13 protein-coding genes are annotated in these 15,866 nt (G+C 68.2%); 6 read left to right on the top strand and 7 right to left on the bottom strand.

What is annotated here, in order from left to right; all coding sequences use genetic code 11:
* Positions 1 to 18: 18 nt before the first annotated feature.
* Positions 19 to 567 carry a hemerythrin domain-containing protein gene (locus NHL60_RS12980; protein WP_253444005.1) on the bottom strand — a complete coding sequence of 183 codons (549 nt, stop codon included), beginning with the start codon at positions 565 to 567 and terminating at the stop codon, positions 19 to 21.
* A 178-nt stretch (positions 568 to 745) separates the two neighbouring features.
* Between NHL60_RS12980 and NHL60_RS12985 the strand changes: the two genes are divergently transcribed.
* The gene (locus NHL60_RS12985; protein WP_253444007.1) at positions 746 to 2,089 is read left to right on the top strand and encodes a replication-associated recombination protein A; all 1,344 of its coding nucleotides are present in this window, start codon (positions 746 to 748) and stop codon (positions 2,087 to 2,089) included.
* A gap of 144 nt (positions 2,090 to 2,233) precedes the next feature.
* Here the strand turns inward: NHL60_RS12985 and lolA are convergent, their stop codons facing one another.
* Positions 2,234 to 2,875 carry an outer membrane lipoprotein chaperone LolA gene (gene lolA, locus NHL60_RS12990; RefSeq protein ID WP_253444010.1) on the bottom strand — a complete coding sequence of 214 codons (642 nt, stop codon included), beginning with the start codon at positions 2,873 to 2,875 and terminating at the stop codon, positions 2,234 to 2,236.
* 149 nt (positions 2,876 to 3,024) lie between these two features.
* Entirely contained in the window at positions 3,025 to 6,258 is a 3,234-nt protein-coding gene (locus NHL60_RS12995) for a DNA translocase FtsK (protein ID WP_253444013.1), read from the bottom strand.
* Positions 6,259 to 6,412: 154 nt separating this feature from the next.
* Between NHL60_RS12995 and aat the strand changes: the two genes are divergently transcribed.
* The 3 genes from aat (at position 6,413) to infA (ending at position 8,251) form a co-directional block, all read left to right on the top strand.
* Positions 6,413 to 7,156, top strand: coding sequence for a leucyl/phenylalanyl-tRNA--protein transferase (gene aat / locus NHL60_RS13000; protein ID WP_253444016.1), 744 nt, complete (start codon positions 6,413 to 6,415; stop codon positions 7,154 to 7,156).
* A gap of 21 nt (positions 7,157 to 7,177) precedes the next feature.
* Positions 7,178 to 7,915 carry an arginyltransferase gene (locus NHL60_RS13005; protein WP_253444018.1) on the top strand — a complete coding sequence of 246 codons (738 nt, stop codon included), beginning with the start codon at positions 7,178 to 7,180 and terminating at the stop codon, positions 7,913 to 7,915.
* A 117-nt stretch (positions 7,916 to 8,032) separates the two neighbouring features.
* Complete coding sequence (infA, locus tag NHL60_RS13010) at positions 8,033 to 8,251, top strand: translation initiation factor IF-1 (RefSeq protein ID WP_027961652.1); 219 nt, start codon at positions 8,033 to 8,035, stop codon at positions 8,249 to 8,251.
* A gap of 106 nt (positions 8,252 to 8,357) precedes the next feature.
* Here the strand turns inward: infA and clpA are convergent, their stop codons facing one another.
* The 3 genes from clpA to NHL60_RS13025 form a co-directional block, all read right to left on the bottom strand.
* Entirely contained in the window at positions 8,358 to 10,634 is a 2,277-nt protein-coding gene (clpA, locus tag NHL60_RS13015) for an ATP-dependent Clp protease ATP-binding subunit ClpA (protein WP_253444021.1), read from the bottom strand.
* 143 nt (positions 10,635 to 10,777) lie between these two features.
* On the bottom strand, positions 10,778 to 11,101 hold the full coding sequence (clpS, locus tag NHL60_RS13020; RefSeq protein WP_253444024.1) for an ATP-dependent Clp protease adapter ClpS: 324 nt from the start codon (positions 11,099 to 11,101) through the stop codon (positions 10,778 to 10,780).
* Between the two features lie 220 nt (positions 11,102 to 11,321).
* Positions 11,322 to 13,556 carry an NADP-dependent isocitrate dehydrogenase gene (locus NHL60_RS13025; protein ID WP_253444027.1) on the bottom strand — a complete coding sequence of 745 codons (2,235 nt, stop codon included), beginning with the start codon at positions 13,554 to 13,556 and terminating at the stop codon, positions 11,322 to 11,324.
* Between the two features lie 292 nt (positions 13,557 to 13,848).
* Between NHL60_RS13025 and NHL60_RS13030 the strand changes: the two genes are divergently transcribed.
* Both NHL60_RS13030 and NHL60_RS13035 read left to right on the top strand, forming a co-directional pair.
* Positions 13,849 to 14,496: a pseudouridine synthase gene (locus NHL60_RS13030; RefSeq protein WP_253444030.1), complete on the top strand. Its 648-nt coding sequence runs from the start codon at positions 13,849 to 13,851 to the stop codon at positions 14,494 to 14,496.
* Positions 14,493 to 14,942: an NUDIX domain-containing protein gene (locus tag NHL60_RS13035; protein ID WP_253444033.1), complete on the top strand. Its 450-nt coding sequence runs from the start codon at positions 14,493 to 14,495 to the stop codon at positions 14,940 to 14,942. The genes NHL60_RS13030 and NHL60_RS13035 overlap by 4 nt, the downstream gene beginning before the upstream one ends.
* A gap of 77 nt (positions 14,943 to 15,019) precedes the next feature.
* On the opposite strand, the gene NHL60_RS13040 is transcribed toward NHL60_RS13035, so the two are convergent.
* Positions 15,020 to 15,865 (bottom strand): alpha/beta hydrolase, encoded by an 846-nt coding sequence (locus NHL60_RS13040; RefSeq protein ID WP_253444036.1) that lies wholly within the window; start codon positions 15,863 to 15,865, stop codon positions 15,020 to 15,022.
* Position 15,866 lies beyond the last annotated feature (1 nt).

Consider the following 15,866-nt stretch of genomic DNA (forward strand, 5'->3'; position numbering starts at 1 on the left):
CCTCTCTGGCAGCCCGAGTCAGGCGGGCTCGGGGGCCTCGCGAAGCTCCGCGTAGAGTTCGGGATAGACCTCCTGGAGGCGCTCGAGCTCGGCCGCCGCCCCCTCGGGCAGGGCTTCGGCAAGGCGGTCCATGTCCGCTTCGTTGAAGTGCTGGCGGATCAGCGGGAAGAGCAGCGCCTGCTCGTTGCGCAGGTAGGCACGATGGGCATCCAGGTAGGCCTTGAGGTCATCGGCGAAGCGATCCATGGGAATCACCGCATCCATCAGGATCATGTCGATATCGTTGGAGAGACGGCCCAGTTGGGCCTTCAGCGCCTGGTAGTCCGCCGCCAGGCGCTCGGTGACCTTGCGGCTGTCGGGGTCCACTTCCGCCAGGCGTTCGCTGAACAGCCGCTCGAGAGGCAGCGTAAAGCCCTCCATGTAGTCGAGGATGTAGTCGACCACCTCGCGCACCAGCTGAAAGTTGGGCCGCTCGCCGCCGGCGAGGGTCTTATGCTTCAGCTGCAGAACGTGCAACATGCGCGCCATGTTGGCATGATCCAGACGCAGTTGGGTCAGCACGGGCATGTCGGGCCCTCCTGTGTAGTGACATCTGTGGATGTGAGACAGAGCAAAGGCACACTCACCATTGGATGCGCCATCCGGGATGGGGTTCATCGACTGCCTGGCCAGCGATGAGTCACCCCCACTCTAGCAGCCGGGCCGAGAACCTGCCGCTGCCATAGGTCAACGAAAGGAGCTTGCCATGGACCTCTTTGCCGATGAGCACGAGCCCGGCGCACCCCTGGCCTGGCGCATGCGGCCGCGGCGACTGGCCGACTACGTGGGACAGCGGGCGCTGGTGGGGCCCGGCAAACCCCTGGCGCGCATGGTGGAGACCGGCGTGGTGCGCTCCATGATCCTGTGGGGACCACCCGGCACCGGCAAGACCACTCTGGCCGAGATCCTGGCCGCCGAGTCCGGCGCCGAGCTGGAGCAGCTCTCCGCGGTGATGGCCGGCGTCAAGGAGATCCGCGCCGCGGTGGAGCGGGCCAGGGCCCGCCAGGCCCACGGCCAGGCGACGCTGCTCTTCCTCGACGAGATCCATCGCCTCAACAAGAGCCAGCAGGACGCCCTGCTGCCTCACGTGGAGTCGGGCCTGCTGACCCTGATCGGCGCCACCACCGAGAACCCCTCCTTCGAGGTCAACTCGGCGCTGCTCTCCCGGGCCCGGGTCCACGTGCTCAAGTCGCTGGAGGAGGCGGAGCTGATGGAAGTGCTCAGGCGTGCCCTGAGCGATGACGCCCGGGGCCTCGGGACGCGCCGCCTGCGAGTCGATGACGAGGTGCTCGCCCTGCTGGCCCGGGCCGCCGCCGGCGACGCCCGCCGCGCCCTGGGGCTCCTGGAGAGCGCCTGCGACTTTGCCGAACCCGACGCCAAGGGCGGCGAGGTACTGCATCGGGAAGCGCTGGCAGACGTGCTGGGCCACCAGGCCAGCGCCTTCGACAAGCAGGGCGACCACTACTACGACCTGCTCTCGGCGATCCACAAGTCGGTGCGCTCCTCGCGCCCCGACGCGGCCCTGCTCTACATCGCCCGTTTCGTGCAGGGCGGTGGCGACCCCCTGGACGTGGTCCGACGCCTGGCCGCCATCGCCTCCGAGGACGTGGGCAATGCCGACCCCCGCGCCCTGCCCCTGGTAATGGCCGCCTGGGACGCCTTCCTGCGTCTGGGTGACTACGAGGGGCAGCGCGCCATCGCCCATGCCGCCATCCACCTGGCGGTGGCCCCCAAGAGCAACGCCATCGACCAGGCCTGGAAGCGAGCCCAGGCCCTGGCGGCCGGCCAGCCCCGGCTCGAGGTGCCCGGCTACCTGCGCAACGCCCCGACGAAACTGATGGAGAGCCTGGGCCACGGCCGGGGCTACCGCTACGCCCACAGCGAACCCCACGGCTACCCCGCCGGCAGCGCCCACGACTGCTGGCCCGAGGACGTGCCCCGAGAGCGCCTCTACCGGCCGACGGAGCAGGGCCAGGAGAGGCGCTACGGCCAGCTGATGGCCTGGCGGGAGCAGCTCGATGCCGAGGCGGACGGCGGCAGCGAGCCGTAAGCCGTAAGCCGTAAGCCGTAAGCCGTAAGCCGTAAGCCGTAAGCCGTCAACAGCCGGACACGAATCGCCCCCGTGGCAAGACCGTAGGGGGCGGTTTTTCTTTCAGCTTAAAGCTTATGGCTTACAGCTCCGGACGTAGCCCGGTCACTGGGTATCGCGAATCACATCGGTCCCTTCGGGGATCTCGAAGACGAAGCGGCTCTCGTCGATGGCGTGGTTCATCTGCACGTCGCGAAACTCGATGGCGGTACGCTGGCCGGTGCTGTCGGTCATCTGCAGGGTGCTCAGCGCGCCGCTGCGGAAGGTCATCTTCAGCTCCTCGAAGAGCGTATCCGGGTCCCTGGGCAGCAGGGTGAAGGTCTCGGCGCTGCCCTGCTGCTGACGGGAGACCTCGTAGCTGTCGGTCAGGTCGCTGGCGCTGCCGGAGAGCAGCAGGGCCGGGGTGTGGGTCACCCGCTGGTCGAGCACCTGGATGGTCGCCTGCTCGAGGTCCGGGTCATGGAGCATCACCTCCTCGCCGTCGGAGATCACCTCCTGCAGGTAGGGGGCCTCCACCTCCCAGCGGAACTTGCCGGGACGCGAGAGCCACATCTGGCCGCGGGCCTCCTGAAGGCGCTCGCCGCTGGCGTCGAGGATCTGCTGATCGAAGCGCGCCTCGTAGGTCTGAAGCGGCTCCAGCAGGCGGTTGAGGCGCTCTGCCCCGTCGCTGGCCAGCGCTGCCAGCGGCATGGCGATGGGCGCTACAACAAGCAAGGCGATGGCGGCAAGGCTCTTCTTCACTGTCATGTCTCTCTCTCCCTGGACGGTTCCCTGTGGAATCCTGTCCTTCGGACTGCGAAAGCGCCGGCGGGTTGCGGGCTCGCCGGCGCTTTCATGCTGGTTGCATGGTTGAATGCAGGCGTCTCCCCCTGGAGACGCCTGGGCGGGCCTCCCCGCTAGTCGCCCCCCGCCCGCGGCGCCAGCACCTCACGGGAGCCGTTGGTGCCCATGGTGGAGACGACCCCGGCCATCTCCATGGCTTCCACCAGGCGCGCCGCCCGGTTGTAGCCGATCTTGAAGCGACGCTGCACCGCCGAGATCGAGGCCCGGCGAGAGTCGATGACGAACTGCACCGCCTCGTCGTAGAGGGCGTCCTGCTCGGCATCGTCGCCGTCGCCTGCGCCCTCGGCCTCGAGGCCCGCCAGCGCCTCGGCGGAGACCCCGCCGGAGAGAATCTCCTCGATATACTCGGGTTCGCCGCGACGCTTCCAGTCCTCCACCACCCGGTGGACCTCATCATCGTCGACGAAGGCGCCGTGTACCCGGGTCGGCAGGCCGGAGCCCGCCGGCAGATAGAGCATGTCGCCGTGGCCCAGCAGGTTCTCGGCACCGCCCTGGTCGAGGATGGTGCGCGAGTCGATCCGCGAGGAGACCTGAAAGGCCATGCGCGTGGGGATATTGGCCTTGATCAGGCCGGTGACCACGTCCACCGAGGGGCGCTGGGTGGCGAGTATCAGGTGGATGCCGGCGGCCCGGGCCTTCTGGGCCAGACGGGCGATCAGCTCCTCCACCTTCTTGCCGACGATCATGAACATGTCGGCGAACTCGTCGACCACCACCACGATATAGGGCAGCTTCTCCAGCACCGGCGGCGCCTGGTGCATCTCCCAGGGCTGCGGCTCCCAGAGGGGGTCGGCCACCTGGGCGCCGGCCTCCTCCGCCTCGTCGAGCTTGGCGTTGAAGCCGGCGATATTGCGCACCCCCATGGCGGCCATCAGCTTGTAGCGCCGCTCCATCTCGGCCACGCACCAGCGCAGGGCGTTGGCGGCCTCCTTCATGTCGGTGACCACCGGCGCCAGCAGGTGCGGGATGCCGTCATAAACCGAGAGCTCCAGCATCTTGGGGTCGACCATGATCAGGCGCAGCTCCCGGGGGGTCGCCTTGAGCAGCATGGAGATCAACATGGCGTTGACGCCCACCGACTTGCCCGAGCCGGTGGTGCCGGCCACCAGCAGGTGGGGCATCTTGCCCAGGTTGGCCACCACCGGGCCGCCGCCGATGTCCTGGCCCAGGGCCAGGGTCAGGGCGGAGTCGGGCTGCTGGTAGCGGTCGGAGTCAATCACCTCGCGCAGCCGGATCATGGCCCGGTGCGGGTTGGGGATCTCGATGCCCACCGTGGGACGGCCGGGGATCACCTCCACCACCCGCACGCTCTTGACCATCAGCGAGCGCGCCAGATCCTTGGCCAGGTTGCTGATCTTGGAGACCTTTACCCCGGCGGCCGGCTTGATCTCGAAGCGGGTGATCACCGGTCCCGGCCAGGTATCGACCACCTCCGCCTTGACGCCGTATTCGCGCAGGCGCACCTCGAGAAGCTCGGCCATCTCGGCCAGCTGCTCGGCGCTGTAGTTCTGCTGCTGGGGCTCCGGCGGCGTCAGCAGGCGCAGGCTGGGCAGGTCGCCCTCGGGCTCCGGCATGTCGTCCAGCACCGGCCGCTGGTTCTGCAGATGCTCCACGGTCCAGAGACGCATGCCCGGCTCGTCGGCGGCCTCCCGCCCCTGCTCGGCGGTGGCCAGCCGCGCAGCGGCGGGCTCCTCGGCGGAGTCCTCCCGCTCATCCTGTGACGGCCCGGCGTCCTCCGGGGCCTCCTCGGGCTCCGGCGGCTGCAGCACCGCCGTACGAGGCTCGGGCGGACGGGAGGGCGGCATGGCGGGAGTACGGCGCTCACCATCGGACTCCTCGGCCACCGCCGGCTCATCCCAGGAGAGGCGTGGCTCCTCATCGCCGGTGCCGTCCCATTCGTCCTCCGGGGCGGCGCCCAGCCCGGGCTCCCGGCGCTCGACGGGCCGCGGGGGGGGCTCGGTCGCGGAACGACGGCCGCTGTCGGCGGCCTCGGGCATCGCCGCAGGCTCGGGCGCCGCCGCGGGCGCAGCGGGCTCCTCCACCTCCACCTCCACCGGCGCCGGCGCGGCCTCGTCACGGCTGGCCCGCAGCGCCTCGCCGCTCCAGGCGGTCAGGGGCTCATCATCATCCGGCAGCACGGGGTCGGGCACGCGCTCCGCCACCCGCGGCTCTGCGGCCGGCTCGGGAACCGGCGGCTTGGAAGCGGTCGGCTCGGCAGCAGGCGCCCCGGCATCCGGTGACTCGGCGGCGACCCGAGCAGAGGCGGCCGCCAACCCACCGGCTACCGCCATGGCGGCACCGGTACGCTCCGCCGTCGTGGCCGACTGCTCCACGTAGGAGGCCCCGGACTGCTTGGCAGAGGGCGTGGTCTCGGGCAGGTCCCAGGGAATCTCGGTATCGCCGTCACCGCCGAGGCCTGGCTCGCGCCGTGCAACGGCGGCGGCATCCGACTGCGAGGCACGTGGCCGGCGGCCGGGCAGCAGGCGCTGCCACCAGCGCGCCGACGCGCCGACGCCCTCCTCGTTCGGGGCCACCCCCGAGTCCTCGGGCGCCGCCTCGCCCCGCTCCTCCTCGGCCTCCACGCCGGAGAGCTCGGGCTCGGCGGGCGGCGAGCGGGTAAAGGCGAAACGCTCGGCGAGCCAGCCCCACAGCCGCACGGCGCGAAGGCCGATCTCGTCCATCACCGATAGCCAGGAGAGGCCGGTAAAGAGGGGCAGACCGCAGAGCAGCGCCACCGTGGCCAGCAGGCCGGTGCCCCCGGTGCCCACCAGGGGCACCAGGGCGCCCACCAGGCCTTCACCCAGGATGCCTCCCGACGAGTAGGGCAGCACCGTCTCCGCTGGCGGCTGATAGAAGTGCAGTGCCCCCAGGGTGGTGGTGCCCAGCAGCAGCAGCATCAGGCCACCACCGCGCACCGCCAGGGCGGTGGCATCCCACTCCAGGTGCACCCCTTGCCTGGCCCGCAGCAGCCGCCAGGCGGCGAAGCCCAGCATACCCGGCCACCAGAGGGCGCTGGCGCCAAACAGGGAATAGAGCACGTCGGAGAGCCAGGCGCCCACCGGCCCCATCCAGTTGTCGATGCGGGTCTCGGGGCCGCTGCGCGACCAGCCGGGGTCCCCGGGCTCGAAGCTGAACAGGGCCAAGAGCAGGAACACGCAGGCGGCCAGCAGCACGATGGCCACCCCTTCCCGCGCGGAGCCCTGCAGCCTGAGGCCGAAGCGCCTGGCCTTCTCCCTGGCCTGGGCCGCGTTCACCCGACGCGGCGAGGACTTCTTGTCGACACTCAAGTGCTCATCCCCCTTGCGCCACCGCTGGCGTCTTCCGGTTGATTGGCGCCAATCATACCGAGCCCGGCTCCCCCATCACAGTAGGGGCGTTGCTCTCTTGAGCCGGGGCGCAGCGGGCGGCACACTGGGCCCACGATTCCAAGGACGCCCGCCGATGCTGCCCTGGCTCCCCGAGCACCCGATTCGCTTTCCTCACGTGGCCGCGGCCCTGCGCGACCCGGATGGCCTGCTAGCCGCCGGCGGCGCCCTGAGCCCGGGCTGGCTGCTTGCCGCCTATCGCCGCGGCATCTTCCCCTGGTACAGCGACGATCAGCCGATCCTCTGGTGGAGCCCGGACCCGCGCATGGTGCTCTTCCCCGGGGCGCTCAAGGTGCGCCGCAGCCTCGCCAAGCGGCTGCGCCATGGCGGCTTCACGGTGACCGCCGACCGTGCCTTCGACGCCGTGATGAGCGCCTGCGCCGCACCCCGCCAGGGGCAGCCCGGCACCTGGATCACCGATGAGATGCGTGAAGCCTACGGACGCCTGCACGCCCTGGGCGCGGCCCACTCGGTGGAGGTGTGGCACGAAGACCGGCTGGCCGGCGGCCTCTACGGCGTGGCCCTGGGCCCGGTCTTCTTCGGCGAGTCGATGTTTACCCGAGTGCCCGACGCCTCCAAGGTGGCGCTGGTGCACCTGGCCCGGGCTATGGCGGCGGCAGGCGGCCGGCTGATCGACTGCCAGATGCATACGCCGCACCTGGCAAGCCTCGGCGCTCGGGATATCGCCCGCGCCGAGTTCATCGGCTATCTTGAGGAGTGGCTGGGCAAGCCGCCGCCGGTGGAGCCGGACGACGTATGCTTCACCCCTGCCTGCTGGTCCTTCACCGCCCTGGGCGAGCTTGGCGAAGGGCCCCAGTGACCGGAGCCGGAGAGACATGCCGTGAGCAGCAACGCCCCGCGCCAGCCCGTCAGGGACCTGCGCTTCTTTCTCACCGTCCCCCACGCCTGCAGCTACCTGCCGGGGCGCGAGGCCACGACGCTCTTCCTCGACCCCCAGGAGTCGCCCGGCCAGGGGGTCTATGACACCCTGGCGCTGCTCGGCTTCCGGCGCAGCGGCCGCCACCTCTACCGCCCCCACTGCGAGGGGTGCAGCGCCTGCATCTCGGTGCGCATTCCGGTAGCGGACTTCACGCCAAGCAGGAGCCAGCGGCGCCTGGCGAAACGCAACGCCGACCTCAGCCTGCACCTGAGGCCGGCCATCTACGACCCCGAGCACTATGCGCTCTATGCCCACTATATCCGCACGCGCCACGCCGACGGCGACATGTATCCGCCGAGCCATGAGCAGTACCGCACCTTCCTGACCCTCGACCAGGAGTATGCACGGCTGCTGGAGTTCCGCCTCGACGGCCGCCTGGTGGCCGTGACCGCCTTCGACCAGCTAGAGCACGGCCTCTCGGCGATATACACCTTCTTCGATCCGGCCCCGGCGCTCGAGCGACGCTCGCTCGGCACCTTCGCGGTCCTCACTCTGGTGGCCCAGGCACATCGCCGAGGCCTGCCCCACCTCTATCTGGGCTACTGGATCCGCGAATGCCGCAAGATGGCCTACAAACAGGCCTTCCAGCCCCTGGAGATGCTCGACGGCCGCCACTGGCGGCGCCTGATCGCACCCTGAACGACGCCGTTCGTCGCCTTTCTTTGCCTTGCCGCCCGGCATGCGGCACAATATCGCGCTATTCTTCAAGGGCGACCATACTGTCCCTGTCTCATCCATCAGCGAGGAACCGCCTATATGGCACGTGAAGACCATATCGAAATGGAAGGCGTCATCGTCGATACCCTTCCCAACACCACCTTCCGCGTCGAACTGGAAAACGGCCACGTGGTGACCGCCCACATCTCCGGAAAGATGCGCAAGAACTACATCCGCATCCTCACCGGCGACAAGGTCAAGGTCGAACTGACCCCCTACGACCTGACCAAGGGTCGTATCGTCTACCGCTCCCGCTGAGCCGCGGTCGAGCCCGGCAAGCTCAGCCTTGCCATGACGCCATGAAATGACAACAACGCCCCGTCCGTAGACAGGGCGCTGTGTCGTGCCTGGGTATCAGCCCGGTTCAGGGCGCATCGGCCAGCTCCGCCTCCGTGGAGAGGTGCAGCTCGCCCTCCTCCACGCTGACATGAACCACGCCGCCGTGCTCCGACAGCTCGCCGAAGAGGATCATCTCGGCCAGCGGCTTCTTGAGCTTCTCCTGAATCAGGCGCGCCATGGGGCGGGCCCCCATATCCGGGTCGTAACCCTTCTCGGCGAGCCAGTCCCGCGCGGCCAGGTCCACATCCAGCTGCACCCGCTTCTCGTCCAGCTGCGCCTGCAGCTCCACCAGGAACTTGTCCACCACGCTGCGCACCACCGCGACGGGCAGGGCGTGGAACTGAATGATGCCATCCAGGCGGTTGCGGAACTCCGGCGAGAAGGTCTTGCGGATCACCTCCATGGCATCGGTGGAGTGGTCCTGGGTCTGGAAGCCGATGGAGCGACGCGTGGCCTGCTCGACCCCGGCGTTGGAGGTCATGATCAGGATCACGTGACGGAAGTCCGCCTCCCGGCCGTTGTTGTCGGTCAGGCGGCCGTGGTCCATCACCTGCAGCAGCAGGTTGAAGACCTCGGGGTGGGCCTTCTCGATCTCGTCGAGCAGCAGCACGCAGTGCGGATGCTTGGTGATCGCCTCGGTGAGCAGGCCGCCCTGGTCGTAGCCCACGTAGCCAGGCGGCGCGCCGATCAGCCGCGACACCGTGTGGCGCTCCATGTACTCGGACATGTCGAAGCGCACCAGCTCGATGCCCATGATCTTCGAGAGCTGGCGGGCCACCTCGGTCTTGCCCACCCCGGTGGGGCCGGCAAACAGGAAGCTGCCCACCGGCTTGTCCGGCGACTTGAGGCCGGCCCGGGAGAGCTTGATCGCCGCGGAGAGGCTGTCGATCGCCTCGTCCTGGCCGAACACCAGCATCTTGAGGTCGCGATCGAGGTTCTCGAGCAGCTTGCGGTCGGAGCTGGAGACGCTCTTCGGCGGGATCCGCGCGATGGAGGCCACCACCGCCTCGACCTGGGCGGTATCGATGGTGTCGATTCGCACCTCGGGCGGCAGCAGCCGCTGGTGGGCACCGGCCTCGTCGATCACGTCGATGGCCTTGTCGGGCAGGTGGCGATCGCTGATGTAGCGGTCCGCCAGCCGTGCCGCGCTCTCGAGTGCCGCATCGGTGTACTTGAGCCGATGGTGCTCCTCGAAGCGCGAGCGCAGCCCCTTGAGGATGCGAATGGTGTCCTCCACCGAGGGAGCCGGCACATCCACCTTCTGGAAGCGACGGGCCAGAGCGCGGTCCTTCTCGAAGATGCCGCGATACTCCTGGAAGGTGGTGGAGCCGATGCAGCGCAGCTCGCCGGAGGAGAGCAGCGGCTTGAGCAGGTTGGAGGCATCCATCACCCCGCCCGAGGCGGCGCCGGCGCCGATCACGGTGTGGATCTCGTCGATGAAGAGGATGGCGTTGGGCTGCTTGCGCAGCTCCGCCAGGAGCCCCTTGAGGCGCTTCTCGAAGTCACCACGGTACTTGGTGCCGGCCAGCAGGGCGCCCATGTCCAGGGAGTAGACCACCGCATCGGCAATCACCTCGGGCACATCCTCCTCGACGATGCGCTTGGCCAGACCCTCGGCGATGGCGGTCTTGCCCACGCCGGCCTCGCCCACCAGCAGCGGGTTGTTCTTGCGACGCCGGGCCAGGATCTGCACCACCCGCTCGAGCTCGTGCTCGCGGCCGATCAGCGGATCGATCTTGCCGATGCGGGCCTGCTCGTTGAGGTTGGTGGCATAGCCGGTAAGTGGATTGGTGCCGTTCTCGCTGCCGGCTTCCTCACCCTCTTCGGCATCCGATGGGGACGCCGAGGGGTTCTGGCCGTGCCCGGCCACCTTGGAAATGCCGTGGGCAATGTAGTTGACGGCGTCGACTCGCGCTACGTTCTGCTGTTTCAGGAAGTAGACCGCCTGGCTCTCCTGCTCGGAGAAGATCGCCACCAGCACGTTGGCGCCGGTCACCTCGCTCTTGCCGGAGGATTGCACGTGGAAGACCGCACGCTGCAGCACGCGCTGGAAGCCCAGGGTCGGCTGGGTCTCGCGGTCGGCCTGATCCTCGGGAATCAGCGGGGTGGTGGAATTGATGAAATCCTGCAGGTCGGAGCGCAGCTTGTCGAGGTTGGCCCCGCAGGCGCGCAACACATCCGCCGCCGAGGCGTTATCAAGCAGAGCCAGCAGCAGGTGCTCCACGGTCATGAACTCGTGCCGCTTGGAGCGCGCCACGGTGAACGCCGTGTTCAGGGTCAGTTCAAGTTCTTTGCTCAGCATGGCAGTCCCCTTCTTGCCGCCCAGGGCTTTGCGTCGGATCTTTCGTCATCCGGCATCATCAACATCGGGCACAAACGTCGCCGTTGCAAGCCTTGTTGCCAACGGCAGGCGGTGCTCGCCCGTCGCGACCATGTCCGGGGGAGTCAGTCCGCCGCCTCGATGTCCGAGAGCAGCGGATGCTGACACTCTCTAGCGTATTGATTGACCTGATGGCTTTTGGTTTCCGCAATATCGCGGGTAAAGATGCCGCAGGTCGCCTTGCCCTGCGTATGCACCGTCAGCATTACCTGCACCGCGGTCTCGCTGTCCAGGTGGAAGAAGGTCTGGAGCACCTCCACCACGAACTCCATGGGGGTGAAGTCATCATTGTGCAACACCACCTTGTACATCGGCGGGCGCGCGAGCTCAGGCTCGACGCTCTGCACCGCCAGGTCCCCCTCCTCTTCGGTGCCGGGGGGGCGAGTCATGCCGCACCACTCGTCTCGTTGCCACATAGCAGATTACTACTCGTTTGACGGGCCGGCCCATCAGGCGAATCCGTTCGATTGGACGCCAGCGGGCCGGCAGGGTTCATCATGAATCTCAACGCCGGGCGACCATCAACGCAAAGGCCCCCGCCCGTCTCCGGGCAGGGGCCGCGGCACTGGCGTGCCGGCAGGGTCTACTCAGCTCTCAGCCCTTGGCAGCTCAGCCCTTGGAAACCAGAGCCAGGGCGGCGTTGAGGGTGGCGCTCGGACGCATCACCGACTCGGTCAGCTCGCGATCCGGGTTGTAGTAGCCCTTGATATCGACGGCCTGCCCCTGCACCGCGTTGAGCTCCTCGACGATCACCCCCTCCTTGGCCTGGAACTCCGCGGCCAGCTTGGTGAAGAGCGTCTTGAGTTCGGCATCCTCGTCCTGGGCGGCCAGGGCCTCGGCCCAGTACATGGCCAGGTAGAAGTGGCTGCCGCGGTTGTCCAGCTCGCCCACCTTGCGGGACGGCGACTTGTTGCTGTCCAGAAACTTGCCGTTGGCCTCGTCCAGTGCCTTGGCCAGCACCAAGGCACGGCCGTTGTCGAAGGTCTTGCCCAGATGCTCCAGGGAGGCCGCCAGGGCCAGGAACTCGCCCAGGGAGTCCCAGCGCAGGTGGTTCTCCTCCAGCAGCTGCTGGACGTGCTTGGGCGCGGAGCCGCCGGCCCCGGTCTCGAAGAGGCCACCGCCGTTCATCAGCGGCACGATGGAGAGCATCTTGGCGCTGGTGCCGAGCTCCATGATCGGGAAGAGGTCGGTGAGGTAGTCGCGCAGCACGTTGCCGGTGACGGAGATGGTATCCTCGCCGCGGCGGATGCGCTCCAGGGAGAACTTCATGGCGTCAACCGGGGCCATGATGCGGATATCCAGGCCGCTGGTATCGTGCTCGGCGAGGTAGGCCTCGACCTTCTTGATCAGCTGGGCGTCATGGGCGCGCTCGGCGTCGAGCCAGAAGATCGCCGGCGTCTCGCTGTCCCTGGCGCGGGCTACGGCGAGCTTGACCCAGTCCTTGATCGGCGCGTCCTTGGTCTGGCACATGCGCCAGATGTCGCCCTTCTCTACGGCGTGCTCGAAGAGCACCTCGCCGGCGTCGTTGGTGACGCGCACGGTGCCGTCGGCCGGGATCTGGAAGGTCTTGTCGTGGGAGCCGTACTCCTCGGCCTTCTGGGCCATCAGGCCGACATTGGGCACGCTGCCCATGGTGGTCGGATCGAAGGCACCGTTGGCCTTGCAGTCCTCGATCACCGCCTGATAGATGGTGGCGTAGCAGCGGTCCGGGATCACCGCCTTGGTGTCGTGCAGGGCATCGTCGGCCCCCCACATCTTGCCGGAGTCACGGATCATCGCCGGCATGGAGGCGTCGATGATGACGTCGCTGGGCACGTGCAGGTTGGTGATGCCCTTGTGGGAGTTGACCATGGCCAGGCGCGGACGCTCGGCGTAGAGCGCCTCGATATCGGCCTTGATCGCCTCCTGCTTCTCGGCCGGAAGCTGGGTGATGGTGGCGTAGAGGTCGCCGATACCGTTGCTGGAGTCGAAGCCGACCCTGGCCAGGTCGTCGGCGTGCTTCTCGAGCACGTCACGGTAGAACTCCTCCACCACGATGCCGAACATGATGGGGTCGGAGACCTTCATCATGGTGGCCTTGAGGTGCAGGGAGAAGAGGACGTCCTTCTCCTTGGCGTCGGCCACCTGCTCGGCGATGAAGGCGGAGAGCGCCTTGTGGCTCATCACGGCGCCGTCGATCACCTCGCCGGCCAGCACCGAGGTCTTCTCCTTGAGCACGGTGGCGGTGCCGTCCTTGCCCACCAGCTCGATCTTCACCGCCCCCTCAGCGGGCAGGGTCGCAGACTTCTCGCTGCCGTAGAAGTCACCCTCGCTCATGCAGGCCACGTGGGACTGGGAGTCGGCGCTCCACTCACCCATGCGGTGCGGGTACTTGCGGGCGTAGTTCTTGACCGACTTGGGGGCACGGCGATCGCTGTTGCCCTCGCGCAGCACCGGGTTCACGGCGCTGCCCTTGACGCGGTCGTAGCGCGCCTTGGCCTCGCGCTCCATGGCGGTAGTGGGCTCGTCGGGGTAGTTGGGCAGCTTGTAGCCCTGGGCCTGGAGCTCGCGAATGGCCGCCTTGAGCTGGGGCACGGAGGCGCTGATGTTGGGCAGCTTGATGATATTGGCTTCGGGGGTCTTGGCCAGCTCACCCAGCTCGGCCAGGTGGTCGCCGAGCTGCTGCTCGTCGCTCAGGTACTCGGGAAACTGGGAGAGGATGCGCCCTGCCAGGGAGATATCGCGGGTTTCAACGATGACCCCGGCGGAGTCGGTATAGGCATCGATGATGGGCAGCAGGGAGTAGGTGGCCAGGGCCGGCGCTTCGTCGGTGAGCGTGTAGATAATCTTCGGCGTTTTTGACATGTTGGCGTTGATCTCTCTGGTCACTGCGGTGGCATGAAACTGGATCGGTAGCGCGCGCTCACGATGTCTGCAACGGGGGGTCCCGGCGTGCTCCACCCACTGTTGTGATCTGACGGGGATGCGCTGGGCATCGACCCGCTGGCGGAGTCTCGGCAGGCCCCGGAACGACGAGGGCGCTCCCGGCGAGCGGGCGCATTATATCAGCCACCCCGCCTCGGCGCATGAGCAATAAGGCTGACACGCCGCTCCCTCCCCCTGCCATCCCGGGCCGCTTGCCGGTAAGCTTGCCGCCATGAGCACACTCTATTTGCTGCACAAGCCCTACCGCATGCTATCCCAGTTCACCGACCGGGCAGGCGATGACGGCGAGCGTCGCGCCACCCTGGCCGACGTCATCGACGTGCCCGGCATCTACCCCGCCGGCCGCCTCGACCACGACTCCGAAGGGCTGCTGCTGCTCTGTGACGACGGCGAGCTGATCCACCGCATCAGCCACCCCCGCCACAAGCAGCCCAAGGTCTACCGGGTCCAGGTGGAGGGGGTCCCCGGCGACGGCGCCCTGCAGGCGCTGCGCGAGGGGGTCGAACTCGGGGACGGCATGACGAAGCCGGCCCGGGTGCGGCGCCTCGCCGAGAGCGGCCTGCCCGAGCGCGACCCACCCCTGGACCCGAAACGCCACCCGATCACCAGCTGGCTGGAGCTGACCATCAGCGAGGGGCGCAACCGCCAGGTCAGGCGCATGACCGCCCACGTCGGCCACCCCACCCTGCGCCTGGTGCGCGTGGCCATCGGCCCCTGGCGGCTCGACGGCCTGGCCCCGGGGGAGTGGCGCCGCGAGACCCTCCACGCCCCCCAGCGGCACGCCGCCCCTCAGCGGGCCAAGGGTCGCGGCAGGACCTCCGGGAAACGACCGACGACCCAGCGAGGAGGCAAGCCATGAGCCGCTGGCACCCCTATGCCACCGTGGCCAGCGTGATCGAGCGCGCCGGGGCCTTCCTGATGGTGGAGGAGGACCACGGCGGCCCCTGCACCCTCTTCAACCAGCCCGCCGGCCACCTGGAACCCGGCGAACGGATCGTGGATGGCGCCCGCCGCGAGGTGGCCGAGGAGACCGCCTGGCAGGTCGGCCTCACCGACTACCTGGGCATCTATGTGCTCGAGACCCCCGACGGCTTCACCTTCCACAGCCACGCCTTCTTCGGCATGGCGCTGGCCCACCGGGGTGGCGAGCTCGACCCGGCGATCCGCGCCGTGCACTGGCTGACCCTGGAGGAGATCGAGGCCCTGGAACGCGCCGGTCGCCTGAGAAGCCCCCTGGTGCTGCGCCGCGTCCGCGACGCCCTGGCGGGGCGCTTCTACCCCATGGACGTCATCCACGAGCGCTGAGGCATGGCACGGCAATACCCGTGCGGTCCACCTCCCGTTAGGTGGTCGATATCGGGATACCCGTAACGAGCCGAACATTACGCCGAGGAGTCGAACGGCTTCGTGCGCGCTTTTACCCAGTCGATCACCTGACTGATCATCCGGCTATCGCCGAGAATGCGGTTGTGACCGCCTGAGTCCAGCCAGATGGCCTGGGCCGAGGAGGCACGCTGGTTGGCCCGGGCATCTGTCACCGGCACGATGGCATCATCCTCGGCGTGTACCAGCAGGGTCGGGGGCGCCAGGCTCGCCAGGGCCTTGTCGACCCGATAGCGATCTAGGGGCTCGCCCAGGCTCGTGTTGATACGCGCGACCATGACCTCTTGGGCTCGGCGGCTCAGGCCCTGCTGGCTGGCTTGAGCCATGGCGTAATCCTTGGCAGTACGCGGTGAGGCAATCAGTACGACGCTGCCTGGCAGCATGCCATGGTCCTCCATGGCCAGTACGGTCATGGCAGCTCCCACCGAATGGGCAATGACCGCCCGAGGCTGGCCCGTCAGCAACGCAGCCTCGGCAATGGCCTGGGCCAGCAAGGGTAGCGGCGCCTTGCGTCCCTCGGCCTCGCCGTGGGCCGGCAAATCGAGAGCAGCAACTGCATAGCCCGCCTCCAGCAGCGGCTGCACAAACCCGCCCATGGCGAAGTGATCCCGCTCCCAACCATGCACCAGCAATACCAGCGGTCCCGTGCCGGAAGTCCATACGGGAACGCGGTATCCTTGAACTTCGGTATGCCGGCACTCGAACCCGGAAAAAGCGCTGGCCCAGTGTCGCCTGCTGCCGTTCGGGCACGGACACAGGAACGCCCGCGCCCCAATCTTGCCGAAGTATGCCGGCATCAATGCAGATAGGGCGCCAACAACCCCCCGTTGCAGGCGTGTCGTCAAG

The sequence above is a fragment of the Halomonas sp. Y3 genome (assembly GCF_024137965.1).
GTDB classification, from domain to species: domain Bacteria; phylum Pseudomonadota; class Gammaproteobacteria; order Pseudomonadales; family Halomonadaceae; genus Halomonas; species Halomonas mongoliensis.